The organism is Agromyces sp. Root81, assembly GCF_001429165.1.
Classification (GTDB): domain Bacteria; phylum Actinomycetota; class Actinomycetes; order Actinomycetales; family Microbacteriaceae; genus Agromyces.
Window position 1 is genome coordinate 1,086,588 of record NZ_LMIR01000002.1, and the last position, 22,236, is coordinate 1,108,823.

Consider the following 22,236-nt stretch of genomic DNA (forward strand, 5'->3'; position numbering starts at 1 on the left):
TCTCTGTTTCTCTTCGTTCTTTCTCTGGGATCGCCGGCCGAGGCCGACGGGGCGCAAGTAGGGAGCGCCCGAGTTTCAGGCGCGCCGGATCGACCCGGCGCGGGGTGTGGGGTGCGAGTCACGGGACTCGGGACGGAGACGCCGGTGCGACCGGCGTCGGCTCAGCTCAGCGCGCCGCTCGCGCTGCACTCGGGGCAGAGGCCCCAGAAGGTGACCTCCGCGGTCGCGATGCGGAAGCCGTGCGTCTCGCTCGGCGTGAGGCAGGCGGCTTCGCCGACGACGCAGCCGACGTCGAAGACCTTGCCGCAGCTCGTGCAGACGAGGTGATGGTGGTTGTCGCCCGTGCGCGTCTCGTACAGCGCGGGCGAGCCGGCCGGCTCGATCCGGCGGAGGAGTCCGGCGTCGGTCAGGGCGCCGAGCACCCCGTAGACGGCCTGCCGAGACGTCGTCGGCAGCAGCTCCGCGACGCGAGTGTGCACGTCGTCGGCATCGAGGTGCTCGCCGGCGTGGAACGCATCGAAGACCGCGAGACGCGACTCGGTGACCTTGAGCCCCGCGCCGCGCAGCCGGGCGGCGGCCCGCTCGCGTTCGTCGGTGGCGTTCGAGGTCATGACTCGAGCCTATCGGTTGTCTTGACTTTGTCAAAACAACCGATAGCGCCGGTCCGCTCTTCCCCCGGCCGCGCGAATGCCGCATGATGGCTTGACCCGCAGATCGAAGGAGATCGCCGCATGGCCCGGAGCACGTACCCCGACCTCACCATTCCCGACACGTCGATCTACGACTTCCTCTTCGGCGGTCTCACCGACGCCGACCTCGATCGGGTGGCGCTCATCGACGGCATGAGCGGCGCCGAGACGAGCTACCGCCAGCTCGTCGGCCAGATCGGGCTCCTCGCCGGGGCGCTCGCGGCCCGCGGCGTGGGCGTCGGCGATGTGGTCGCCCTGCTCTGCCCCAACGTGCCCGCGTTCGCCACGGTCTTCCACGGCATCCTGCGCTCCGGCGCCACCGCGACCACGATCAACTCGCTCTACACCCCCGACGAGATCGCGAACCAGTTGACGGATGCCGGTGCCACCTGGTTCTTCACCGTGTCCCCGCTCCTCCCGGGCGCGAAGGCCGCTGCGGCACGCCTCGGCATCGCCGACGACCACCTCGTGGTGCTCGACGGAGCCGAGGGCCACCCGTCGCTTCGCGACCTGCTCGGCGAAGGGCGCCCGGCCCCCGAGGTCTCGTTCGACCCGGCGACGCATCTCGCCGTGCTCCCCTATTCCTCGGGCACCACCGGGCGCCCGAAGGGGGTCATGCTCACGCACGCGAACCTCGTCGCGAACATCGAGCAGGCGCGCGGCTCCATCGGTCTCGTGCCCGACGACCGCGTGCTCGCGGTGCTGCCGTTCTTCCACATCTACGGCATGACGGCCCTCTTGAACTACGCCCTCAAACTCAGGGCCGCACTCGTGACGATGCCGAAGTTCGACCTCGTCGAGTTCCTCCGCATCATCAGCGAGCACAAGGCCACCTGGGTGTTCATCGCCCCGCCGATCGCGGTGGCGCTCGCGAAGCATCCGCTCGTCGACCAGTACGACATCTCGAGCGTTCGGGTCGTCTTCTCTGGCGCGGCTCCGCTCGACGGCGCCCTCGCCGAGCTCGTCGCCGCCCGCATCGGCTGCACGGTCGCCCAGGGCTACGGCATGACCGAGACGAGCCCCGTCACGCACGTGATCCCGACCGACCGCGACGACATCGACCGCTCGACCATCGGCTTCCTGGTGCCGAACACCGAGGCGCGCCTCGTCGACGTCGAGACGGGCGTCGACGTCGAGACGCCCGCGGCCGGCGGCACGAGCGAGCCCGGCGAACTGCTGATCCGCGGGCCGCAGGTGATGCAGGGCTACCTCGGCAATGCGGCGGCGACCGCCGAGATGCTCGACGACGAGGGCTGGCTGCACACCGGCGACATCGCCACGGTCACCGCCGACGGCGTCTACCGCATCGTCGACCGGCTGAAGGAGCTCATCAAGTACAAGGGCTACCAGGTGGCACCGGCCGTGCTCGAGGCGGTGCTGCTCGGTCACCCGGCGATCGCCGACGCCGCCGTCATCGGCGTGCTCGACGCCGACGGCCAGGAGGTTCCGAAGGCCTTCGTCGTGGTGCAGCCGGGTGCCGAGCTCGATGCCGAGACCGTCATGGCGCACGTCACCGCGCACGTCGCGCCGCACGAGAAGGTGCGCGTCGTCGAGTTCATCGAGGTGATCCCGAAGTCGAGCGCCGGCAAGATCCTTCGGAAAGACCTGCGGGCGCGCGAGCAGGCGGCCACCGCCTGAGCCGTGAGCGAGCGGATGCCTCGTGCTGCGGTGGGCGCGAGGCATCCGCTCGCTCGCGCGCTCGCCCGACGACCGCGATGATGGAGCGATGACCGCCACGCTCTCCCCCGAACTCGAAGCGACGCTGCGCGAGATCTTCGATCGCCGCAACCGCGCGAACATGCAGCCGACGATCGACGAGTTCCTCGCCGTGCTCGCGGCGCACCCCGGCGACCCGTACGTGCTCTACGAGGTCGGCGGCTCGTACGACACCGCGGGCGAGGAGGAGACGGCGCTCGGCTACTACGAGCAGGCGCTCGCGGCGGGCCTCGCGGGCGACCCGCTGCGCCGCTGCCTCCTGCAGTACGGCAGCACCCTGCGCATCCTCGGCCGGTTCGACGACTCGCTCGCCGCGCTCGACCGGGCGCTCGCGGAGTACCCCGACTCCGACTCGGTGCGCCTCTTCCACGCGCTCGGCCTGCACGCAGCGGGTCGCAGTGACGCCGCCGTCGGCGAGCTGCTCGCCTTCGCGGCAGACCGGGTTCGCACGCCCGACGTGCTGCGCTACGAGGCGGCGCTGTACGGCAACGCCGGGTACCTGATCGGGCTCGACGAGAAACGCGGCCGTGCGTGATCTGACCGCATCGACGGGAATTTCACCTGCCCTGCCGGCGCTCCGCGCGCCGGCAGGAAGAATGGACACATGAATCAATCTGCTGGAGTGCCGGACGACGTCGATCGCGCGCTGGCGGAATCGATCATCTCGTTCGCCGCGGGCGGCCACCCCGTCGAACGGACGATCCAGGCGACGTGCTCGTGCGGCGGCCGGACGTTTCAGGTGCTGTTCGACGACGAGGTCGGGGTGGCGGCCAGAGTCTGTGCGGCATGCGACGACGAGATCGGAATGCTCGACTCCGATGACCACCTCGACGAGGTCGAGGAGGTGCAGATCGCGACGTGCACCTGTGGAGGCCGGCGCTTTCGGGTCGCCGTCGGCTTCGCATTCGCGGACGATGGCGAACTCCGGTGGGTATCGATCGGCCTCTCGTGCGTGAACGACGGCATTGCGGGTGTGTACGCCGACTGGAAGATCGACTACGCACCGTCCCGTCACCTGCTCGACGCCGTCTAGGACGCAAGCCCGTCGGCGCAGGCGGCCCGCTGCGGCTGCCGACGTAGGCTGGAACGAGCACGAGCCGAGCACGCGAGGAGACCGACATGGCGACGACGTCCGCTGCCGCCGTCGGTCAGGTGATGGCCGACCTCGCCGCCCTCGAGGACCCGAAGATGCGGGCCGTCAACGAACGACACGGCGACGATCACGGCGTGAACCTCACGAAGCTGCGCGCGGTGGCCAAGCGCCTCGGCATCCAGCCCGAGCTCGCCCTCGAACTCTGGGCGACCGGCGACACCCCGGCCCGCCTCGTGGCGCTTCTGATCAGCCGCCCCAAGCAGTACAGCGCCGCCGAGCTCGACGCCATGCTCCGCGAGGCCCGCGTGCCCAAGGTGCACGACTGGCTCGTCAACTACGTCGTCAAGAAGAGCCCGCACGTCGAAGAGCTCCGCGTCGCCTGGTTCCACGACGCCGACCCGATCGTCGCGAGCGCCGGGTGGGCGCTCACCACCGCGCGCGTGGCGAAGTCGCCGGAGGGGCTCGACCTGCCCGGCCTCCTCGACCTCATCGAGGCGCACATGAAGCAGGCGCCCGATCGGCTGCAGTGGGCCATGAACGAGTGCCTCGCGAACATCGGCATCCATCACCCCGAGCACCGCGACCGCGCGCTCGCCATCGGCGAGCGCCTCGAGGTGCTGAAGGACTACCCGACCCCGCCGAACTGCACGTCGCCGTTCGCGCCGATCTGGATCACCGAGATCGTGCGTCGCCAGACCGGCGGCTGACGAGACGACTCGTCGGCCGGCTCAGCGGTCGGTGCGGCGCTCGAGCGGCTCCGGCAGCACCCAGCGCTTCGGCCGCTCTGCGTCGGCGAGCCGCGAACGACCGCGGAGGTAGAACATCACGAGGGATGCCGCGATGAGCGAGGTGCCGAGCGGGATCACGAGCGTGTTCAGCAGGTCGAATGCGAGCAGCCCGAAGTAGAGCACCGTCTGCCCGGGTTCGGTGTTGAGCCAGGCGGTCGAGTAGAGCACCGGCTGCACGAACGCGGCCAGGACACCACCGGCGAGCGCGAGTCCGATCCCCCACCAGAGCGTTCGCTTCGGCATGCTGTCCGGCATCGGACCTCCTCGTTCGGTTGGCACACGCTACCAAGGAATGTCCGCGATGAACATGGCGGTTCCGCGGGGCACGGATGCCGCGGCATCCGCTCGCCCGACCGGCGCTCAGTACTGCAGCAGCGAGAAGATCTCGTAGCGGTCGCCGAGCGCCTCGCGGCCGCCGAGGCCGTCGAGCTCGAGGGCGACCGAGATGCCGGCGACCTGCCAACCCGCTCGTTCGACGAGACGCGCGGCGGCGCCGACGGTGCCGCCGGTGGCGAGCACGTCGTCGACGATGAGCACCCGCGTGCCGGGCGGCAGCTCGCCCTCGTGCACCTCGAGCGCGGCCGTGCCGTACTCGAGTGCGTAGTCCTCCCGCAGTACCGCGCGCGGCAGTTTGCCGGCCTTGCGGATGGTGAGCACGCCCGCCCCGCAGATCGCCGAGGCGGCGCCCGCGATGAGGAAGCCGCGCGCCTCGACCCCGCCGATCACGTCGAACCGGCCGGCGAACGGCTCGGTCAGGGAGGTGCCGAGCGCGTGCAGCGCCTGGCCGCTGGCGAACACCGGGGTCAGGTCGCGGAACGTCACGCCGGGTTCGGGGAAATCGGGGATCGACGCGATGAGGCTCGAGACGAGCTCGCGTGCAGACTGCTCGGTCACCGGCCAAGGCTATCGCGGCACCTGGGCGTCACCGGGCCGGAAACCGGCTGCCCTCGCGGCCGAGTGGTTCGCGAATCGGACCGGATTCGTGTGGGCCGGTGCGCGAATCGGTCGAGTGGGAGGATCGAGTGGAAGCGCCGGCATCGGCGGCGGAGGCGCGAACGCGGGAACGGAGCCGAGCATGGAAGTGAATGCACCCCAGTCGATGACACCGTGGCTGCATGTCGAGGTCGATGCACCACCTCTCGTGCCCGTCGCGCAGGAACTGACGGTCGGTGAGGTCGCTTCACTCGTCGGCATCAGCGTACGGACGCTGCACCACTGGGATTCCGTGGGCCTGGTCGAGCCTCACGGCCGCACGGCCGGGGGGTACCGGGCCTACTCGGCGACGGACGTGGAGCGAATTCACCGGGTGCTGGTCTATCAGGAACTCGGATTCAGTCTCACGAAAATCGCTTCCCTCCTGGACGATCCCGCCGTCGATGAAACCGCACAGCTTCGCCAGCAGCGGATCCTGCTCGAGGAGCGAATCGGCAGGCTGAGGCAGATGGCGGAAGCGGTCGACCAGGTCTTGGCCTCACGTGCGGCCGGGGCGACGCTCACCGCGCAGCAGCAAGCGGAGATCTTCGGTCGAGGATGGCGAGAAGACTGGGCGGAGGAAGCACGGCAGCGCTGGGGCACCTCTGACGAGTGGGGGCAATTCGAGCGGAATGCGATGGCGCTCACCGAGGCGGACCGCAAGCGGATGCAGGACGACGGTGAGGACCTGTACCTCGAACTGGCCGAAGCGAAGCGCTCCGGCGTGGTGCCGGGCAGCGACCGAGCCGACCTTTTCGCGGAGCAGCATCGGGCGATGGTCGGCCAGCTCTTCGACTGCACCCATTCGATGCAGGTCTGCCTCGGACGGCACTACGTCGGCGACGAACGCTTCAGCGCGTATCTCGACGACGTGGAACCGGGTCTCTCCGGATGGCTTGCGGAGGTCATCAATGCGAACGCTCGGCGCAATGGCGTCGACCCCGACCGCGCCGTGTGGGAGTGATCTCGACGCGCTCACCTTGACCCTCACGTCGCGTCAGGCTGCACGCTGGTGCGCATGGCGACAGCGACGAATACGAGAGCGACACGTGCACAGGCGACTGCGCAGCGCATCGACAGCGCACGCCACCCTGCCGCCCGGCGCATCGCCGACGTGCTGCGCAACCGCTCCGAGAAGCCCCAGGTCTTCGTGCTCGACGACCTCGAGAACATCGAACAGGCCGTCGCGTGCGGAGTCGAGCTGGACAGTCTGTACGCCACCGAGTCCACAGTCGCGAACGGACCTCACAGCTTCGTCGGCGTCGATCCCGATGTGCCGGTCCACATCATCGACGATGCGGTGGCGCGGAGCCTGTTCGGCGGGCAGAAGCACTCGCGCATCTTCGCGCTCGCGCACTCACCACGTTCGCCGAAGCTCGTCGACCTGATCTCGACATCGGGCGACATCATCGTGCTCGACGGGGTACGGCTCGTCGGCAACATCGGCGCGATCACCCGAACCGCCTGCGCGCTCGGCGCCGCAGGCGTCATCCTGCTCGAGAGCGGCCTCCGCACGACCTTCGACCGTCGCCTGATCCGCGCCAGCCGCGGGCTCGTGTTCGCAACACCCGTCATCCTCGCGAGTCGCGCGGAGTGCGCTGACTTCATCCAGCGAGAGCAGCTGCGCGTTGCCGCCCTCTCAGCGGATGCCGTCGAAGCGTTGAGCTCGATCGGGGCCGTGGCGAGGCGCCTCGCGATCGTGCTGGGGGGTGAACGCGATGGAGTGTCCTCCGAGCTCGACGCCCTGACCACCCACCGGTATGCGATCCCCATGACTCCGAACGTCGAATCCCTGAATGTCTCGGTCGCGGCGGGAATCGCCCTCTACGAACACCGAACCTGGTAGCAGCGGGGCCGGCGGGGCGGCCGTACGAATCAATCGTTCGTTCGATGCCTCCGCTCAGGGGCGGCTGCGAGGATGGAACCATCCCCCGAACTCTGGAGATCTCCGTGTCACCGAAACGCCTCTACCGCGCCCTCGCCTTCGCCGAGGCCGTCACGTGGACGATCCTGATCGTCGCGATGATCCTGAAGTACGCCGCCGGCGTCGAGTGGGCGGTGCTGGTCGGCGGATCGATCCACGGTTTCGTGTTCCTGTCGTACGCCCTCACCGCGGTCATCGTCGGTGTCAACCAGCGCTGGAACATCGGCCGCATCGCCTTCGCCGTGCTGACCGCGATCGTGCCCTACGCGACCATCCCGTTCGACCTGTGGCTCGTGCGCAAGGGCCACCTCGAGGGCGACTGGCGCCGCGAGAAGACCGACCACCCGGCCGACTCGAACTGGGTCAACGGCCTGCTGCGCTGGTTCCTCGCGCGCCCCGTGCTGCTCATCTCGCTCGCGGTCGTCGGCATCGTCGTCGTCTTCGCGGGCCTCCTCGTGATCGGCCCGCCCGGAGGCCGCGAGGCCTGAGCCTCGCTCAGGGAGCGCAGAATGGTGACATGCCCATCCTCAACAAGGACATGTCGGTCTGCATCTCGCTCGCGGGCCGTCCGTCGAACCTCGGCACTCGCTTCCACAACTTCCTCTACGACGAGCTCGGCCTGAACTTCGTCTACAAGGCGTTCACGACCGACGACATCGAGGGCGCCGTGCGCGGCATCCGGGCGCTCGGCATCCGCGGATGCTCCGTCTCGATGCCGTTCAAGGAGGCGGTCATCCCGCTCGTCGACGTCGTCGAGCCCTCGGCAGCAGCGATCGAGTCGGTCAACACGATCGCGAACGACGGCGGCGTGCTCACCGCGTCGAACACCGACTACGAGGCGATCGCGCAGCTCATCGCCGAGAACGCGCTCGACCCGGCGCAGCGCGTTCTCGTGCGCGGATCGGGCGGCATGGCGAAGGCCGTGGTCGCGGCGTTCCGCGGTGCCGGCTTCGACGACGTCACCGTGCTCGCGCGCAACGCGTCGCTCGGGCCGGCGCTCGCCGGGCAGTACGGCTACGCGTGGCTGTCCGACGACCCCGAGCCCGGCGCCGACGTCATCGTGAACGTCACCCCGCTCGGCATGCAGGGCGCGGATGCCTCGGCGCTCTCGTTCTCCGATGGGCACATCGCCGCGGCATCCGTCGTGTTCGACGTCGTCGCCTTCCCCGCCGAGACGCCACTCGTGACGGCCGCTCGCGCGGCCGGCAAGCTCGTCATCAGCGGTGCCGAGGTGCACGCGATGCAGGCCGCAGCGCAGTTCGAGCGGTACACGGGGGTGACGCTCACGCGCGACCAGATCGAGCGGGCCGCTGCATTCTCGCGGGTGGAGTAGCCCCATCGCGTGCTAACGTCCGAGTGATCGTATCGAGCAGCAGGAGGTGACACCCATGAACGCAGTATCCGCACTGGGTGCTCCCCGCAGGCCGCGATTCCGCGACTGAGGTAGTCGAAACAGGGAGCGCCCGACCGGCAATTCGCGAAAGGCGACTCCCATGAACACGACACCTTCTTCATCTTCTTCCTCTTCCTCGTCTGCGGCTCCGCGCGTCGGCGCGACGACCACGTCCGATGGCGACTCGAACACGCGAGCCCTGGTGCTCGCCGGCGCCGGAGCGGCCGGCAATGCATGGCAGCTCGGACTCATCGCCGGCTTGGCCGATGCCGGCGTCGACGTCACCGTCGCCGACCTCATCATCGGGACCTCGGCAGGATCGACGGTGGCGGCCCAGATCACCAGCGGGACGCGGCCGGCCGAGCTGTACGCCGCGATCCTCGCCGAGGTGCCTCCGCCACGTGCCGGGGCCGGATCCGGATCCGGATCCGGATCCGACCGTGCACGCACCGGGCAGCTCTCGGGTCCGGCGTACATGGACTGGTCGAACGAGATCATCGGTGCTGCCGACGGCGCGGCCGACATGCGCCGCAGGATCGCCGCCGCAGCACTCGAGAAGGATGCATCCGACGGTTCGGGGACGAACCGCTGGCGCGACATCGTCGCGGCTCGGCTTCCCAGCCGCCACTGGCCGAAACAGCCCGTGCTGATCCCGGCGCTCGACGCACGAACCGGTGAGCCGGTCGTGTTCGACCGCCACAGCGGGATCGACCTGGTGGATGCCGTCGCCGCCAGCACCTCGGCGCTGACGCCGTACCGCATCGGCGAGCGCCGATACCTCAACGGCGGCTATCGACGCAGCTCGAACGCCGACCTGGCTGCCGGATACGGGCGGGTACTGGTGCTGGAACCATTCGGCGGCAGGTCGCGGACGCCGCTGGAGTGGGGCCTGGATCTCGCAACCCAGGTCGACGAACTGCGCGCGGGCGGCAGCAGGGTTGAGACCGTCTTCCCGGATGCCGGCGCGGGCGACGTGTTCAACGCGAATGCGCTGGACCCATCGACGCGCCTGCCGGCCGCACGAGGAGGCTACGACCAGGGCCAAGCCCTCGCCGAGCGGCTCTCGACGTTCTGGAAATGACAGCCTGGAGCTGACGGGCTGGCGCTGACGGGCTGGCGCTGACGGGCTGGCGCTGGCGGCCTGGCGCTGGGAGCGTGGCGCTGACTCCCTACTGGTGCACGCGGTTGACGAGCGCCGTCCAGACGAGGGCGATCGTCGAGCACGCCAGCAGCGCCACGAACACCCACGGCAGGCCGCCGAGCCCGATCACGCCGAACAGGATCGCGCCGAGGAGCGCGCCGCCGCCGATGCCCGTGTTGAAGGCCGTCGTGTAGAACGACGCAGCGGCATCGCGGATGCGCGCCGACGCCGAGTGCAGCAGGCGCGTGTTGAGCATCGGCGGAAGGGCGCCGAACGCGGTGCCCCACAACAGGAAGCACGCGATGCCGACGCCCGGCACCTGCGGGAACATGGCCAGACCCGCGACGCCGAGTGCGGTCGCGACGAGCGCCACGGCCAGGCCGACCGTCGGGCGGCGGCCGAGCACGGTGCCGGCGAACAGCAGGCCGACCGCTCCCGCGATGCCGTAAGCAAGCAGCATGGGGCTGATCGCGCTCGGATCCATGCCCATGACGTCGGTGATGAACGGCGCCACGTAGGTGTAGAACGTGTACGCGCCGACCATCGTGACGGCGGTGATGAGGCACACGACGAGCACCGGCACGAAGGTGGCGTCGCTGCGCAGGCGGAGGGGCGCGGCATCCGCTTCACCGGCGTGGTGGCGAACCGTCGGCAGGAACCGCCAGACGAGCAGCGCACCGAGCAGGGTCAGCGCGCCGATCGCGGCGAACGCGAGACGCCAGCCGAAGGCCTGGCCGAGCGCGGTTCCGAGCGGCACACCGAGCACGAAGGCGAGCGAACCGCCGGCGACACTGATCGACACGGCGCGGGCGAGCTGCTCCTTCGGCACGAGGTGACCGGCGTAGGCGCCGACGACCGACCAGAAGAGGCCGTGCGCCGCACCGCCGAGGATGCGGGTGGCGAGCACCGTGCCGTAGTTCGGGGCGAGCGCCGTGAGCACGCAGCTGAGGGCGAGCACGGCGAGCGTGATGACGATGAGCGTGCGCCGCGGCACGCGCTTCGTGAGGCTCGAGAGCGGCACAGTGAGCACGACGACGGTCGCCGCGAAGACGGTGACGAGCAGGCCGATGAGCGGCTCGCTCACGTCGAGCTCGCGGCTCATGTCGGGCAGCAGGCCGGTCGGGATCATCTCGATCGTGACCGAGAGGAAGACCGCCGCGGCGAGCACGAGCAGGCCGAGCCACGGGAAGGGCGGCGCGACGGCGGGAGTGGAGGACGTGGAATCGACGGGAGTTGACGGCGTCATGGGATACCTGAACGAAGGGCGTTCCCCGCGGGCGCGGGGCGGGGCTCCGCGAGCGCTACGGCGGGTCGACTGCGCGCTGATGTGCGCGCCCAGGGCCGTCGGGAATGCGACGACCGCGACCATTCTATCCCGCCGGCGCTTCGCGGCGACGAGTGGAATCGAGTACTCCACATTCGAACATTCCTTCGAATTCGTGTCGGATTTCCGCTAGAATCGAGCCATGTCCAGCGCTCCCGCCGCCCTCCTCGAACTCGAGGCCGCGTGTGCAACGGTGATGCGGGACTGGGCCGGAGCGCTGCTCACCGCGTCGCGTGAAGCCGAGGCCGACATCACGGCGATGAGCGGCGACGGGCTCGTGCGCACTACGGAGGCGCTGGCCGCACTCGCCCGCAGGGTCGAGGCACTGCAGGCCCGGTGCGCGGCCGGCATCGCCGAGCGCTCGCGCGGGCTCGACGACGACGATCTGGCGCGAAAGCACGGCTTCGCCTCACCCGAGCGGCTGATCGCGCAGACGACGGGCGGCCGCTACAGCGATGCAGCGCGCCTCGTCGCCGTCGGCCAGGCCACGAGCCACCGCGCCTCGTTCACGGGCGAGGCCTTGCCGCCGAGGCATCCGCACGTCGCCGCGGCACTCGACGCCGGAACGCTCGGCGTCGCCGCGGCCGAGGTGATTCGCCGCTTCCTCGATCGCCTGCCGGCCGCCGTCGCGCACGGCGACGTCGACGCCGCAGAACAGCTCCTCGTCGACCGGGCGCCGGCGGTCGGCGTCGACGGCCTGACCCGCTTGATCACGCAACTCGAGGCACACCTCGACCCCGACGGCGTGAAGCCCCGCGAAGACGAGCTGCGTGCGCGGCGCGGGCTCTCGATCTGGCAGGACGCCGCGGGCATGATCAACCTGAAGGGCGCGTTCGACCCGGCCAACGGGGCACCCATCAAGCTCGCCGTCGAGGCACTCGTCGGGGCCGAGCTGCACCGGGCGCGCGATGCGAAGCGCGGCTTCGGCGAGCACGCAGGCGGCGAGGGGGCGGGCGGCGCTGGAGATCCGCTGTTCGTCGAAGAACGCACGATCGGGCAGATGAACGCCGACGCGCTCGCCGACATCGCCCGGCTGTCGCTCTCGAGCACTTCGGCTCCCCCTGCGCTCCGCGGAGCGATCGTCGTCGCGCGGGTCGACGTCGACTCGCTCGTGAGCGGCCGAGGGCACGCGAGCATCGACGGTGTCGACCAGCCCGTCTCGGCCGCAACGGCCCGTGAGTTGGCCGAGACCGCGGGGGTCGCCCCGCTCCTCATGCGGGGCGGCAGCGAGCCGCTCGACCTCGGCCGGGCCGCGAGGCTCTTCTCCGCCGCCCAGAAGATCGCCCTCGTCGAACGCGACGGCGGGTGCGCCTGGCCCGCATGCCGGCGCCCGCCGTCGCATGCCGAGGCGCACCACATCGCATGGTGGGGCCGACACGAGGGCCGCACCGACGTGTCGAACGGCATCATGCTCTGCAGCTTCCACCACCATCGGGTGCACGACGACGGGTGGGGCATCCGCATCCACGACGGCCGCAGCTGGTTCATCCCACCGGTGCACCTCGATCCGGCACAGCGACCGAGACCGGGCAATTCGGCGAGCGACCACCTCATCGCCCAGCTTCCCGGGCCGAACCAGTTCGCCGAAGACCCGGTCGCCGCCCGCGCGCGCGGCGCCGCGGCGTAGGTGCGCACGCGGAGAGGGAGCCCTGCCACGGCCGGTAGACTTCTGGGGTCAGGCATCCGCCCCGCGGCATCCGCTCGCCGCCGTTCTCTGGAGCTCGCCACTCGTGACCACTGAAGCCACCGCCAACACCGCTGTTCCCACGACTCCGGTGCTCGACACCGTCGAGGTCGCGGCGACCACGCCCGAGAAGGAGCAGCCGTACGCCGCGCTGGGCCTGAAGCCCGACGAGTACGAGCGCGTCCGCAACATCCTCGGCCGTCGCCCCACGAGCGCCGAGCTCGCGATGTACTCGGTCATGTGGAGCGAGCACTGCTCCTACAAGTCGTCCAAGATCTACCTTCGCCAGTTCGGCAAGAAGGTCACGCCCGAGATGAAGAAGAACCTCATGGTGGGCATGGGCGAGAACGCGGGCGTCATCGACGTCGGCGAGGGCTGGGCGGTCACGTTCAAGATCGAGAGCCACAACCACCCGAGCTACATCGAGCCGTTCCAGGGCGCCGCGACCGGCGTCGGCGGCATCGTGCGCGACATCATCTCGATGGGCGCCCGCCCGGTCGCCGTCATGGACGCGCTGCGCTTCGGCGCCATCGACCACCCCGACACGGCACGCGTCGTGCACGGCGTCGTCTCGGGCATCAGCTTCTACGGCAACTGCCTCGGCCTGCCGAACATCGGCGGCGAGACCTGGTTCGACCCGGTGTACCAGGCGAACCCGCTCGTCAACGCGCTCGCGGTCGGCGTCATGCGCCACGAAGACCTGCACCTCGCGAACGCCAAGGGCGCCGGCAACAAGGTCGTGCTCTTCGGCGCCCGCACGGGCGGCGACGGCATCGGCGGCGCGTCGATCCTCGCCTCCGACAGCTTCGACGAGGGCGGCCCCACCAAGCGCCCCGCGGTGCAGGTCGGCGACCCCTTCGCCGAGAAGGTGCTCATCGAGTGCTGCCTCGAGCTCTTCGCCGGCGACCTGGTCGAGGGCATCCAAGACCTCGGCGCCGCGGGTATCTCCTGCGCGACCTCCGAACTCGCCTCCAACGGCGACGGCGGCATGGCCATCGTGCTCGACGACGTGCTGCTGCGCGACCCCACGCTCACGCCTGAAGAGATCCTGATGAGCGAGAGCCAGGAGCGCATGATGGCGATCGTGCGCCCCGAGAAGCTCGACGGCTTCCTCGAGGTCGTCAAGAAGTGGGACGTCGAGACGAGCGTGCTCGGCGAGGTCACCGACACCGGCCGCCTCAGCATCATGTGGCACGGCCAGGAGATCGTGAACGTCGACCCGCGCACCGTCGCCGTCGACGGCCCGGTCTACGAGCGCCCCGTCGCCTACCCCACCTGGATCGACGCCCTGCAGGCCGACACGGCCGCGAAGCTCGACCGCCCGGCGACGCCGGAAGAGATCCGCGCGCAGTTCCTGCAGCTCGTCGGCTCGGCGAACCAGGCGGATGCCGCGTGGGTCACCAACCAGTACGACAAGTACGTGCTCGGTAACACGGCGCTCAGCTACCCCGACGACGCGGGCATGGTGCGCGTCGACGAGGAGTCGGGCCTCGGCGTCTCGGTCGCGACCGACGCCAACGGCCGCTACTCGCAGCTCGACCCGCGCCAGGGTGCGAAGCTCGCCCTCGCCGAGGCGTACCGCAACGTCGCCGTCTCCGGCGCGGTGCCCGCCGCCGTCTCCGACTGCCTGAACTTCGGCTCCCCCGAGAACCCCGAGGTCATGTGGCAGTTCTCCGAGACCGTCGAGGGCCTCAGCGACGGATGCCTCGAGCTCGGCATCCCCGTCACGGGCGGCAACGTCTCGTTCTACAACCAGACCGGCGACGTGCCGATCCACCCGACGCCCGTGATCGCCGTGCTCGGCGTGATCGACGACGTCGCCCGCCGCATCCCCTCGGGCTGGCAGGACGACGGCCACAACATCTACCTCCTCGGCGACACCGCGCTCGAGCTCGACGGCTCCGCGTGGGCCGGCGTCGTGCACGGCCACCTCGGCGGTCGCCCGCCGGCCGTGGACCTCGCCGGTGAGAAGCGCCTCGCCGAGCTGCTCAACGCGGCGGCGATCGAGGGCCTCATCGACTCGGCGCACGACCTCTCCGACGGCGGCCTCGCGATCGCCCTCGCCGAGGCGGTCGGCCGCTTCGGCCTCGGCGCTCGCGTCGTGCTCGACGAGGTCGCCGGCGACGCCGGCATCGACCTCGCCACCGCGCTCTTCTCCGAGTCGACGGGCCGCGTCATCGTGACGGTGCCGCGTGAAGACGACGTGAAGTTCCGCGGCCTCTGCGAGGGACGCGACTACCCGGTGCGCCGCATCGGCGTGACCGACGCCACCTCGGGCGCCCTCGAGGTGCAGGGACTCTTCACGGTGTCGATCGATGAGCTGCGCGGTGTGAACCGCGCGCCGCTCGCCGACGCGTTCGGACCCATCGTCGGGTACTGAGAACACGAGCCCGACGAGCGGATGCCGCGGCCATGACCGATGACGTGACACCGGTAGGTGCCGCAGCCGCGGCGCCCACCGAGTCGTACACCGAGGCGTATGCGGCATCGCACGGCCGCTTCGCGATCATCCCGGCCGCCTACGTGGTGCTGCGCCGCGGCGACGAGGTGCTGCTGCAGCTCCGCCGCGGCACCGGCTACTTCGACGAGTACTGGGCGTGCGGAGCCGCGGGGCACGTCGAGCAGGGCGAGTCGCTGCTCGCCGCGGCGGCCCGCGAGACCCGTGAGGAGCTCGGCGTCGAACTCGACGAGACGGCGCTCACGGTGCTGACGGTCATGCACCGCACCGGCGGCGCGCCGCACCGGGCGATCGAGGAACGCATCGACGTGTTCGTCAGCGCGCGCGAGTGGCGGGGCGAGCCGCGCCCGATGGAGGACAAGGCGGCCGAACTCGGCTGGTTCCCGCTCGACGCCCTGCCCGACCCGGTCGTGCCGCACGAGCTCGCCGTGCTCGAGGCGCTGCGCGACGGCCACCTCTCCCCCATCACGCCGTACGGGTTCTGAGCGTGACCCCCGAATCGTGGCCGCTCGCCCTCGTCTGGGTGCCGGTCGCGGCATTCGCGCTCGTGATCGTGATCGGCATCGTCGTGAGGTGGATCCGCGCGCCGCGTGGCATCCGCTCGCGCCTGCGGCACGCCCTCGGGCCGCTCATGAGCGCCGGCGAGAAGTACCAGGAGCTGCACACGGGCCAGCGGGGCCTGCAGGACTCGATCATCGAGTCCATCCAGGAGCAGGAGTCGCAGGGCTCGGAGCGCGGCACGGGTGACGCGTAGAACGCAACCTCGACCTAGGTCCGGCTCCTCAGGGAGGCATCGAGTGTGCTCATGATCTGCGAGAGTCTGCCGCTCCCGGCCGGTGCGAGCGGGTACCGGTTCAGCACATCGAGCAGGGTGGGGCTCGCCCGCCGAACCGCTGCGTCGATCGAACCGACTGCCGCGTTCTCATCACCGCCCGCCTGCAGTTCGGCAACCCGTGCTGCGCACGACGCCGCACGCAGGATGTGGCCGACTTGCGTCGCTTTCGCGATCGGGTGAAGGTACGACGCCGCGGCCGCATCCCCGCACGCCTGTGCCGCGAGTCGAGCTGTTTCGCTCGATGCTTCCTTCGACGCCCGGTGCGCGGCGAACGCTGCCGTCCGTTGGAGGTTGGTTCGTGGTCCCCCGTCCGCGAAGCTCAGCGCTGCAGCCAGAGCTGCACGCGGACGTGAGTCGCCCGGCGCCTCGGCTTCGAAAGCCGGCAGTATCGTGTCGGCGGCCTCTGCCGCGAAGCGGGTGACGACGCGCAGCTCATCCATCGTGAGAACGAAGTCACCGGGTGCTGTTGCCATCCTCCGATTCTCGTACGTGCATCGGAGCAGCCTGCACCATCACGGTCGACGGCTCGCCCGTCGCCGAGGGGCGCATCGACCGCACGATGGGCGCGGTCTATTCACTCGCCGGCGAGACGGCGGATGTCGGAACAGACGCGTTCTCGCCGGTCACCGATGACTACGACCCATGGGACAACGCATTCACGGGCACGATCGACCGACTCGTCGTGAAGCTCACCGAGCCTGCATCTGGCGGAGCCTGAGGGGTAGCCTGTCGACCACAGGTCGGCACGCACTCGTACGACCCCGGCGAACGGAGCAAGACGGTGGACGGCATCTTCGGCTGGAATCTCCTCGCGATCATCGTCGGTGTCGGCTACCTCGCCGTCATCGTCTGGGTCGTGTCACAGATCCTCCGGTCCGACGAGCTGAACGAGCTCGAGCGCTGGGTGTGGGTGATCGCGGTGATCTGCTTCCCCCTCGTCGGCTCCATCGTGTGGTTCGCCGCCGGGCCGCACCCCTTCGGCATCCGAATCAGCCGCGACCTCCGGTAGCCGACAGCCTCCGCAGCTCCTCGACGCGGACCTACATTCGACTCAGCTGGTCCGGGCTATCCGAACTGCCGGAGGGCTGCGCTGTACGTGTCGACGTCGGAGCGAGTCGCATCGGTCGTGAGGAGCGTGTGCTCTCCGATCGTCCTCGCGAACTCACCGCGGCACGGAATCGTCACGATCTTCGTAAGACCGCTCCGCCATGCGACGGTCAGAGCATCAAGCGACCGGCGCTCGGGCTGGTCCTCGAACGACGTGTGGGGACGCGCGACCCGCTCTCGGAATCTCGAGGCGGTCCAGGCCTGATACAGCTCGTCGAGGCCGGCCCCACCGAACCGGTCACGCCAGGATGGGCCGGTGATCTGTGCGATCAGGTCCGCTCGTTCGGCGGAGTTGTCGGCCGTGCTGCGAACGGCGTCCAACAGTCCAGGATCACGCTCCTCGCCCGCGTGGCGGAGAACGGCTGTCCAGATGTCCGGCCAAGCTGCTTCCCAAACTCCGATATCGAACTCCTCGTCGTCGTTCATCGGCAAGCCGGGTGAGTCGACGAGCAGCGGCGGATGATCATCATTTCGGCGAGGCTGCAGTCCCCAAGCTTCGCGAATCCAGAGCAGCTCGACCAGCGAGACGGGATTGTCGTCGACGGTGATCATCATGTCGTGTGGCCAAGGATCGCCGGGAATGGGTACAGATGAGCGCACAACTGCCTCCTGAACGTTTCGAACCACCGACCGTCACACGACCGTCTCACACGGCGGTCCCGAGCGCCATCACTTCGTGAGCTCGTTGGGGATCCCCAAAAGGAAAACATCCGCCTCACCCGAGACCCTCGGGAGCCGAGCGCACCCCCGCCCAGAGCGCTGCCCACTGCGGCCCGGTGAGCCGGCTCGGCAGCACCTCGGCGGCGACGCCCATGGAGCGCAGCAGCGAACGAGACCGCTCCGCTGACACCGGCCGCGAGGTGCGGCGGAGAAAGGGCGGGGGCACCGGAGTCATCCTCTCGCAGGCGGGCTTCACCGGAGGATGGAGCCTCTACCTCAAGGACGGCCGGCCGAAGTACGTCTACAACTGGCTCGCCAGGGAGGAGTACTCGGTCGAGGCATCCGCACCGCTCTCACCGGGTGCGCACTCGATCGTGTTCGAGTTCGACTACGACGGCGGCGGCCTGCACCAGGGTGCCACCGGTCGCATCACGGTCGACGGCTCGACGGCGGATGTCGGAACAGACGCGTTCTCACCGGTCACCGACGACTACAGCCCCTCGGTCGCCGCGCACCCCCGCCCAGAGCGCGGCCCACTGCGGCCCGGTGAGCCGGCTCGGCAGCACGTCGGCGGCGACCCCGACGGTGCGCAGCAGCGCAGCGGCACGATCGGCGCTCAACGGCCGGGAGGTCCGGCGCAGGATCTGAGCGAGCCCCCGGCCACGGCCCCGGTACACCTCGGCGACGAACGCCTGGTAGACGCCGCGGTCGGCGGGTGCGACGAGCGGCTCCTGCCGCCGCTCGATCGTGAAGACACCGCCGTCGACCGACGGTGCCGGCTTGAACGCACGCGCCGGCACGCGCTCGTGCAGCCGGAACGAGAACCACGGGTCCCATTGCGCGGTGAGCAGGCTCGAACCGCCGACGCCGCAGCGCCGCCGCGCCACCTCCCACTGCGTGAGCAGGATCGCATCGGTCCAGCCTCCCCGAGCGAGGAGGGAGCGCATGATCGCCGTCGTGAGGTGGAAGGGCACGTTGCCGACGACCGCGTGCTGATCGGAGGGATACCGCCACGCGAGGGCGTCGGCCTCCACGATCGTCACATGGGGATCGTCCCCGAACTCACGACGGAGTGCGTCGGCTCGCCGACGGTCGATCTCGAGCGCGGAGAGCGGCCGGCCGAGCGCCGCGAGTTCGCGCGTGATCGCGCCGCTGCCGGCGCCGAGTTCGACGATCGGGCCGCGTGTGGCGGCCGTCAGCGCGACGAACCGGTCGACGACGCGGCGGTCGACCAGGAAGTTCTGGCCGAGCTCGTGGCGGCCGCCGGCCGCCGGCGGCCGGGCGAGCGCCGAGGCCGGATTCGATGCCCGGTGGGAACGGGCGGATCGACCGGAACGGGAAGCAGAAGAAGAGAACGGAAGAGAGGAAGGGATGTGTGTACGCAATGAGAACTCCGCTGGCGAGGATCGTCAGCCGGGCGCGCCGAAGCGGCACCGCGGCCAGGGTCATTGGCCGAGGCGGAGGGACGGATGAAAGGTTCGGTCGCTCCGCCTCAGGCGGTGCGGGGCCGAATGATCATTGCCGTGTAATTGCAGGACACGATCGTCGACCCTAGCAAACGAGCCCCGATCGCGGAAGCCTAGGCGCCCGACGGCGGGTTCGCGAGCAGTTCGACCCGGTCGGCGAGGTAGCGGTCGAGCGGCGTGAGCGCGTCGGGCTGGGCCGGGCTCCAGCGCACGAACAGTTCGTCGCCGACGACCACGAGCGGGCCGGATGCCCCGGACCGAACGAGTTCGGCCGGGTCGACGGGCGACGCGTCGAAGTTCACGGTCTCGCCCTCGGCGAAGCCGCCCTTCACCGCGGCGGCCCGATAGGCGCGCTGCTCGGCGATCGCCGCGGCGGGCGTGCTCCGTCGCGCAGGGCGCTCGGCGCGCACCACACGGCCGGTCGCGAAGAGCCGGCCGTCGGCGTCGACGAGCAGCACCCCGAGCCGCCAGACGCGACCGAGCGGGGTCATCCGTGCAGCACGCGGGATGCCGAGGGTGCGTCGCTCGGGCACGTATTCGGCGAGCGCCTCGTCTCGGGCGGCGTGCCGGCCGAGTTCCGCTGCGGCAGCCGACGCGGCAGCGGCAAGCGCCTGCAGGACGGCCGGCTCGGCCGACGCGGCAGGCCCGGGCGCCGCGGCATCCGTCATCGCGATCGCTCGATCAGCTCGAGCAGGGCGAGGCCGTACGCCTCGGCGACGTCGGGATGCTCGAAACGGCGGCTCTGGCCACCGAGCTCGATCTCGACCTCGAACGCGTCGTCGAGGCGCCGGAGCGCACGGAACGCCCCGCGCAGCAGCTCCCGCAGCTGGTCCTCGCGAGGCAGCCACACCGCGTCGCCGACCGAGACCGAGTCGAGCGCCCACTCGGTCGTGCCATTGAAGCCGAGGATCGTGTCGGTCGGGAACTCCTGCGGCTCGATCGTCATCTCGCTGACCGTGAAGACCTCGGCCTCGACCTCGGCCTCGACGGACCCCGGCACATGGAGCTGGAACCGGTCGCCGGACTCCGGGTTCCACGCGAGCCCGGCCTCCCGCAGTGCGAGTGCGAGCTCGCGACCGATCACGGCGCGCTCGCCGGCACCACGACGCTGTAGTCGGCGTCGACGAGGATCGGCATGTGATCGGATGACCCGCGCGCGAGCGTCTCGACGCCGGCGATGTCGAGCCCGACCGAGGTCGCCAGATCGAAGTGCCCCCGGAAGAACTTGTACCGCGTGTAGGTGCGCTTGTCGCTGAGCGTCAGGTCGTAGCCCGAGTCGCGCACCTTCTCGCCGAGGCTCTCCTTGAAGATCGGGTAGTTGTAGTCGCCGACCATGAGCGTCGGCAGGCCCGGGCCGAGGAACTGGAGTTCGCCGAGCGCCGACTTGATCTGGTGCCGTCGCAGCGAGTTCAGCGCCGTCAGCGGCGCGGCGTGGAACGAGGCGACGATGAGCTCGCGCTGCGCCTCGTTGTCGAAGAGGCGCACGCCGATGAGGCGTTCGTGGGCTGGCTGCAGCAGCCGGTCGTGCAACGACTTCTTGAGCGCGAACGCCTGGATGCGCACAGCTCGGAACCGCTCGGCGTCGTAGTACAGCGCGAGGCCGAGCCGGTTGCGCTGGGTCGCGTCGGCGAGCTGCAGGTCGTGGATCTGCTGCGGCAGGTCCTGCGTGTCGCACTCCTGCAGGCACAGGATGTCGGGCGAGTAGCGCTCGACGATGCCGACGAGCTCGCCGCTCGCCCGGTGCTTGCGGAGGTTGTAACTGATCACGCGCATGATTCGATCAGCCTACGTCTCCCAACTCGTGAGGGGCCCCGGAATTTCCGATCAGATCGGCCGGCGGCCCGGCGCCACCCCGACCCGCACATGCAGGCCGGTCGCGGCCTCCTCGAGCGCGAGGTCGAGTTCGGTGAGCGGATGCGTCGCACCCACGAGTTCGTCGAACGGCAGCGACTGCCACGAACGTTCGAGGAACTCGACGGCGCGCTCGAGCTGCCCGGCCGTGTAGTTGTGCACCCCGGTCACCGTGACGAGCCGTCGCACGACGGTCTCGGGGTCGAGGCTCACCTCCGACCCCGGTGAGACGCTGCCGACGAGCACGGCGACACCGCCGACCCCCACGACGTCGAGCACCGTGCGCACGGCCGCGGCGGTGCCGGATGCCTCGACGGCCACGAGCACCTCGCGGAGCCCTCTGGCTTCGAGACCGGCGAGCACGGCGTCGAGACGTTCGGGCGAGGCGCCGCGGGCGAGCGGGTCGGCAGCGACGGCGCCGAGTCGGCGCACGAACTCGCGCCGCGAGGCATCCGGATCTGCGACGACGACGACGGCGCCGGCCTCGATGGCCATCGCCGCGACGGAGAGTCCGATCATGCCGGCCCCGGTCACGAGCACGAGGGCGCCGTCGAGATCGACGGTCGCCGCGGCGGCGTCGAGGGCGGCGACCGCCGTCGCCGTCGCGCACGACGCGGGCGCCGCGATGGCCGCGGGCAGCGCCTCGGTGACGCGCACAGTCGCGGTGCCGGCGCGCAACTGCACGTGCGTGGCGAACCCGCCCGACAGCTCCCAGCCGCGGTGCACGCGCTCGTGCCCGTACTTCGCGAGCGTGCGGCACTTCTGCGTGAGGCCCCGTCGGCACCGGTCGCAGTCGCCGCAGCTGACCGTGACCGACCAGACGACGCGGTCGCCGAGCCCGAGCAATTCGCCGTCGGCCCGCACCGCGCCCTCACCGACGGCGACGACCCGCCCCACCTGCTCGTGCCCGAGCACGAGCGGGGCGGGCGCGGAGCGGTGACCGCTCACCGTATGGACATCGGAGCCGCAGATCGTCGCGAGTTCGACCTCGACGAGCGCCTCGCCTTCGGCGAGCCGCACCCCCGGCGCCGCGAGCGCCTCGTGCGGTCGGCCCGGTTCGTACCAGACCATCGCCACGGGCGAGGGTTTCACGATGACGTCGAGCTCGCCGACCCGCACGACGGTGTGCATCGCG

27 protein-coding genes are annotated in these 22,236 nt (G+C 70.3%); 15 read left to right on the forward strand and 12 right to left on the reverse strand.

Annotated elements, in window-relative coordinates:
• Window positions 1-161 precede the first annotated feature (161 nt).
• A complete protein-coding gene (locus tag ASE14_RS10105; protein ID WP_056654258.1) occupies window positions 162-611 on the reverse strand; it encodes a Fur family transcriptional regulator in 450 nt (149 codons plus the stop codon).
• Window positions 612-731: 120 nt separating this feature from the next.
• Here ASE14_RS10105 and ASE14_RS10110 point away from each other — a divergent pair, with 120 nt between their 5' ends.
• The 4 genes from ASE14_RS10110 (at window position 732) to ASE14_RS10125 (ending at window position 4,205) form a co-directional block, all read left to right on the forward strand.
• Complete coding sequence (locus ASE14_RS10110; RefSeq protein ID WP_056654261.1) at window positions 732-2,327, forward strand: AMP-binding protein; 1,596 nt, start codon at window positions 732-734, stop codon at window positions 2,325-2,327.
• An 88-nt stretch (window positions 2,328-2,415) separates the two neighbouring features.
• A complete protein-coding gene (locus ASE14_RS10115; protein WP_056656142.1) occupies window positions 2,416-2,940 on the forward strand; it encodes a tetratricopeptide repeat protein in 525 nt (174 codons plus the stop codon).
• Between the two features lie 69 nt (window positions 2,941-3,009).
• Window positions 3,010-3,438: a hypothetical protein gene (locus ASE14_RS10120; protein WP_157372930.1), complete on the forward strand. Its 429-nt coding sequence runs from the start codon at window positions 3,010-3,012 to the stop codon at window positions 3,436-3,438.
• Window positions 3,439-3,524: 86 nt separating this feature from the next.
• On the forward strand, window positions 3,525-4,205 hold the full coding sequence (locus ASE14_RS10125; protein WP_056654267.1) for a DNA alkylation repair protein: 681 nt from the start codon (window positions 3,525-3,527) through the stop codon (window positions 4,203-4,205).
• Window positions 4,206-4,226: 21 nt separating this feature from the next.
• Here ASE14_RS10125 and ASE14_RS10130 read toward each other — a convergent pair whose 3' ends face one another.
• Window positions 4,227-4,541, reverse strand: a complete 315-nt coding sequence (locus tag ASE14_RS10130; RefSeq protein ID WP_056654270.1) for a hypothetical protein — start codon at window positions 4,539-4,541, stop codon at window positions 4,227-4,229.
• A gap of 105 nt (window positions 4,542-4,646) precedes the next feature.
• On the reverse strand, window positions 4,647-5,180 hold the full coding sequence (locus ASE14_RS10135) for an adenine phosphoribosyltransferase (protein WP_056654273.1): 534 nt from the start codon (window positions 5,178-5,180) through the stop codon (window positions 4,647-4,649).
• A gap of 181 nt (window positions 5,181-5,361) precedes the next feature.
• Between ASE14_RS10135 and ASE14_RS10140 the strand changes: the two genes are divergently transcribed.
• The 5 genes from ASE14_RS10140 to ASE14_RS10160 all read left to right on the forward strand — a co-directional run bounded on the left by ASE14_RS10140 (window position 5,362) and on the right by ASE14_RS10160 (window position 9,656).
• Entirely contained in the window at window positions 5,362-6,222 is an 861-nt protein-coding gene (locus ASE14_RS10140) for a MerR family transcriptional regulator (RefSeq protein ID WP_235511190.1), read from the forward strand.
• Window positions 6,223-6,276: 54 nt separating this feature from the next.
• Window positions 6,277-7,104 (forward strand): TrmH family RNA methyltransferase, encoded by an 828-nt coding sequence (locus tag ASE14_RS10145; RefSeq protein ID WP_056654276.1) that lies wholly within the window; start codon window positions 6,277-6,279, stop codon window positions 7,102-7,104.
• Between the two features lie 104 nt (window positions 7,105-7,208).
• Window positions 7,209-7,670 carry a DUF3817 domain-containing protein gene (locus ASE14_RS10150; RefSeq protein WP_056654278.1) on the forward strand — a complete coding sequence of 154 codons (462 nt, stop codon included), beginning with the start codon at window positions 7,209-7,211 and terminating at the stop codon, window positions 7,668-7,670.
• A gap of 29 nt (window positions 7,671-7,699) precedes the next feature.
• Window positions 7,700-8,515 (forward strand): shikimate 5-dehydrogenase, encoded by an 816-nt coding sequence (locus ASE14_RS10155; RefSeq protein ID WP_056654281.1) that lies wholly within the window; start codon window positions 7,700-7,702, stop codon window positions 8,513-8,515.
• Window positions 8,516-8,675: 160 nt separating this feature from the next.
• Window positions 8,676-9,656, forward strand: a complete 981-nt coding sequence (locus tag ASE14_RS10160; protein WP_056654284.1) for a patatin-like phospholipase family protein — start codon at window positions 8,676-8,678, stop codon at window positions 9,654-9,656.
• Window positions 9,657-9,744: 88 nt separating this feature from the next.
• Here the strand turns inward: ASE14_RS10160 and ASE14_RS10165 are convergent, their stop codons facing one another.
• Window positions 9,745-10,962 carry an MFS transporter gene (locus ASE14_RS10165; protein ID WP_056654287.1) on the reverse strand — a complete coding sequence of 406 codons (1,218 nt, stop codon included), beginning with the start codon at window positions 10,960-10,962 and terminating at the stop codon, window positions 9,745-9,747.
• A 220-nt stretch (window positions 10,963-11,182) separates the two neighbouring features.
• Here ASE14_RS10165 and ASE14_RS10170 point away from each other — a divergent pair, with 220 nt between their 5' ends.
• The 4 genes from ASE14_RS10170 (at window position 11,183) to ASE14_RS10185 (ending at window position 15,936) form a co-directional block, all read left to right on the forward strand.
• Window positions 11,183-12,667 (forward strand): DUF222 domain-containing protein, encoded by a 1,485-nt coding sequence (locus tag ASE14_RS10170; protein WP_056654290.1) that lies wholly within the window; start codon window positions 11,183-11,185, stop codon window positions 12,665-12,667.
• Between the two features lie 103 nt (window positions 12,668-12,770).
• The gene (gene purL / locus ASE14_RS10175) at window positions 12,771-15,104 is read left to right on the forward strand and encodes a phosphoribosylformylglycinamidine synthase subunit PurL (RefSeq protein WP_056654293.1); all 2,334 of its coding nucleotides are present in this window, start codon (window positions 12,771-12,773) and stop codon (window positions 15,102-15,104) included.
• A gap of 32 nt (window positions 15,105-15,136) precedes the next feature.
• Window positions 15,137-15,667, forward strand: coding sequence for an NUDIX domain-containing protein (locus tag ASE14_RS10180; RefSeq protein WP_082600480.1), 531 nt, complete (start codon window positions 15,137-15,139; stop codon window positions 15,665-15,667).
• A gap of 2 nt (window positions 15,668-15,669) precedes the next feature.
• The gene (locus ASE14_RS10185; RefSeq protein WP_056654294.1) at window positions 15,670-15,936 is read left to right on the forward strand and encodes a hypothetical protein; all 267 of its coding nucleotides are present in this window, start codon (window positions 15,670-15,672) and stop codon (window positions 15,934-15,936) included.
• A 14-nt stretch (window positions 15,937-15,950) separates the two neighbouring features.
• On the opposite strand, the gene ASE14_RS21420 is transcribed toward ASE14_RS10185, so the two are convergent.
• Window positions 15,951-16,490, reverse strand: coding sequence for a putative immunity protein (locus tag ASE14_RS21420; protein ID WP_056654298.1), 540 nt, complete (start codon window positions 16,488-16,490; stop codon window positions 15,951-15,953).
• On the opposite strand from ASE14_RS21420, the gene ASE14_RS10195 reads away from it, so the two are divergent.
• Complete coding sequence (locus ASE14_RS10195; protein WP_056654300.1) at window positions 16,478-16,735, forward strand: hypothetical protein; 258 nt, start codon at window positions 16,478-16,480, stop codon at window positions 16,733-16,735. The two genes, ASE14_RS21420 and ASE14_RS10195, sit on opposite strands and share 13 nt — an antisense overlap.
• Before the next feature lie 63 nt (window positions 16,736-16,798).
• Complete coding sequence (locus tag ASE14_RS10200) at window positions 16,799-17,026, forward strand: PLDc N-terminal domain-containing protein (protein ID WP_056654303.1); 228 nt, start codon at window positions 16,799-16,801, stop codon at window positions 17,024-17,026.
• A gap of 56 nt (window positions 17,027-17,082) precedes the next feature.
• On the opposite strand, the gene ASE14_RS10205 is transcribed toward ASE14_RS10200, so the two are convergent.
• The 7 genes from ASE14_RS10205 to ASE14_RS10230 form a co-directional block, all read right to left on the reverse strand.
• Entirely contained in the window at window positions 17,083-17,679 is a 597-nt protein-coding gene (locus tag ASE14_RS10205; protein WP_056654306.1) for a hypothetical protein, read from the reverse strand.
• 160 nt (window positions 17,680-17,839) lie between these two features.
• On the reverse strand, window positions 17,840-18,010 hold the full coding sequence (locus ASE14_RS20555; RefSeq protein ID WP_157372931.1) for a hypothetical protein: 171 nt from the start codon (window positions 18,008-18,010) through the stop codon (window positions 17,840-17,842).
• A 247-nt stretch (window positions 18,011-18,257) separates the two neighbouring features.
• The gene (gene erm, locus ASE14_RS10210) at window positions 18,258-19,169 is read right to left on the reverse strand and encodes a 23S ribosomal RNA methyltransferase Erm (protein ID WP_235511198.1); all 912 of its coding nucleotides are present in this window, start codon (window positions 19,167-19,169) and stop codon (window positions 18,258-18,260) included.
• 194 nt (window positions 19,170-19,363) lie between these two features.
• Window positions 19,364-19,918 (reverse strand): hypothetical protein, encoded by a 555-nt coding sequence (locus ASE14_RS10215; RefSeq protein WP_056654309.1) that lies wholly within the window; start codon window positions 19,916-19,918, stop codon window positions 19,364-19,366.
• Entirely contained in the window at window positions 19,915-20,334 is a 420-nt protein-coding gene (locus tag ASE14_RS10220; RefSeq protein ID WP_056654312.1) for a hypothetical protein, read from the reverse strand. The genes ASE14_RS10215 and ASE14_RS10220 overlap by 4 nt, the downstream gene beginning before the upstream one ends.
• Window positions 20,331-21,023, reverse strand: coding sequence for an endonuclease/exonuclease/phosphatase family protein (locus ASE14_RS10225; RefSeq protein ID WP_056654315.1), 693 nt, complete (start codon window positions 21,021-21,023; stop codon window positions 20,331-20,333). The genes ASE14_RS10220 and ASE14_RS10225 overlap by 4 nt, the downstream gene beginning before the upstream one ends.
• Before the next feature lie 51 nt (window positions 21,024-21,074).
• Window positions 21,075-22,232 (reverse strand): alcohol dehydrogenase catalytic domain-containing protein, encoded by a 1,158-nt coding sequence (locus tag ASE14_RS10230; RefSeq protein ID WP_056654318.1) that lies wholly within the window; start codon window positions 22,230-22,232, stop codon window positions 21,075-21,077.
• Window positions 22,233-22,236: the final 4 nt, after the last annotated feature.

Coding starts and splice junctions, on each gene's coding strand:
- ASE14_RS10125 (WP_056654267.1), top strand. CDS start 3,525: ATGGCGACGACGTCCGCTGCCGCCGTCGGTCAGGTGATGGCCGACCTC.
- ASE14_RS10105 (WP_056654258.1), bottom strand. CDS start 611: ATGACCTCGAACGCCACCGACGAACGCGAGCGGGCCGCCGCCCGGCTG.
- ASE14_RS10205 (WP_056654306.1), bottom strand. CDS start 17,679: ATGATGATCACCGTCGACGACAATCCCGTCTCGCTGGTCGAGCTGCTC.
- ASE14_RS10145 (WP_056654276.1), top strand. CDS start 6,277: ATGGCGACAGCGACGAATACGAGAGCGACACGTGCACAGGCGACTGCG.
- ASE14_RS10165 (WP_056654287.1), bottom strand. CDS start 10,962: ATGACGCCGTCAACTCCCGTCGATTCCACGTCCTCCACTCCCGCCGTC.
- ASE14_RS10120 (WP_157372930.1), top strand. CDS start 3,010: ATGAATCAATCTGCTGGAGTGCCGGACGACGTCGATCGCGCGCTGGCG.
- ASE14_RS10115 (WP_056656142.1), top strand. CDS start 2,416: ATGACCGCCACGCTCTCCCCCGAACTCGAAGCGACGCTGCGCGAGATC.
- ASE14_RS21420 (WP_056654298.1), bottom strand. CDS start 16,490: ATGGCAACAGCACCCGGTGACTTCGTTCTCACGATGGATGAGCTGCGC.
- ASE14_RS10170 (WP_056654290.1), top strand. CDS start 11,183: ATGTCCAGCGCTCCCGCCGCCCTCCTCGAACTCGAGGCCGCGTGTGCA.
- ASE14_RS10215 (WP_056654309.1), bottom strand. CDS start 19,918: ATGACGGATGCCGCGGCGCCCGGGCCTGCCGCGTCGGCCGAGCCGGCC.
- ASE14_RS10155 (WP_056654281.1), top strand. CDS start 7,700: ATGCCCATCCTCAACAAGGACATGTCGGTCTGCATCTCGCTCGCGGGC.
- ASE14_RS10140 (WP_235511190.1), top strand. CDS start 5,362: ATGGAAGTGAATGCACCCCAGTCGATGACACCGTGGCTGCATGTCGAG.
- ASE14_RS10225 (WP_056654315.1), bottom strand. CDS start 21,023: ATGCGCGTGATCAGTTACAACCTCCGCAAGCACCGGGCGAGCGGCGAG.
- ASE14_RS10160 (WP_056654284.1), top strand. CDS start 8,676: ATGAACACGACACCTTCTTCATCTTCTTCCTCTTCCTCGTCTGCGGCT.
- ASE14_RS10110 (WP_056654261.1), top strand. CDS start 732: ATGGCCCGGAGCACGTACCCCGACCTCACCATTCCCGACACGTCGATC.
- ASE14_RS10180 (WP_082600480.1), top strand. CDS start 15,137: ATGACCGATGACGTGACACCGGTAGGTGCCGCAGCCGCGGCGCCCACC.
- ASE14_RS10130 (WP_056654270.1), bottom strand. CDS start 4,541: ATGCCGGACAGCATGCCGAAGCGAACGCTCTGGTGGGGGATCGGACTC.
- ASE14_RS10230 (WP_056654318.1), bottom strand. CDS start 22,232: ATGCACACCGTCGTGCGGGTCGGCGAGCTCGACGTCATCGTGAAACCC.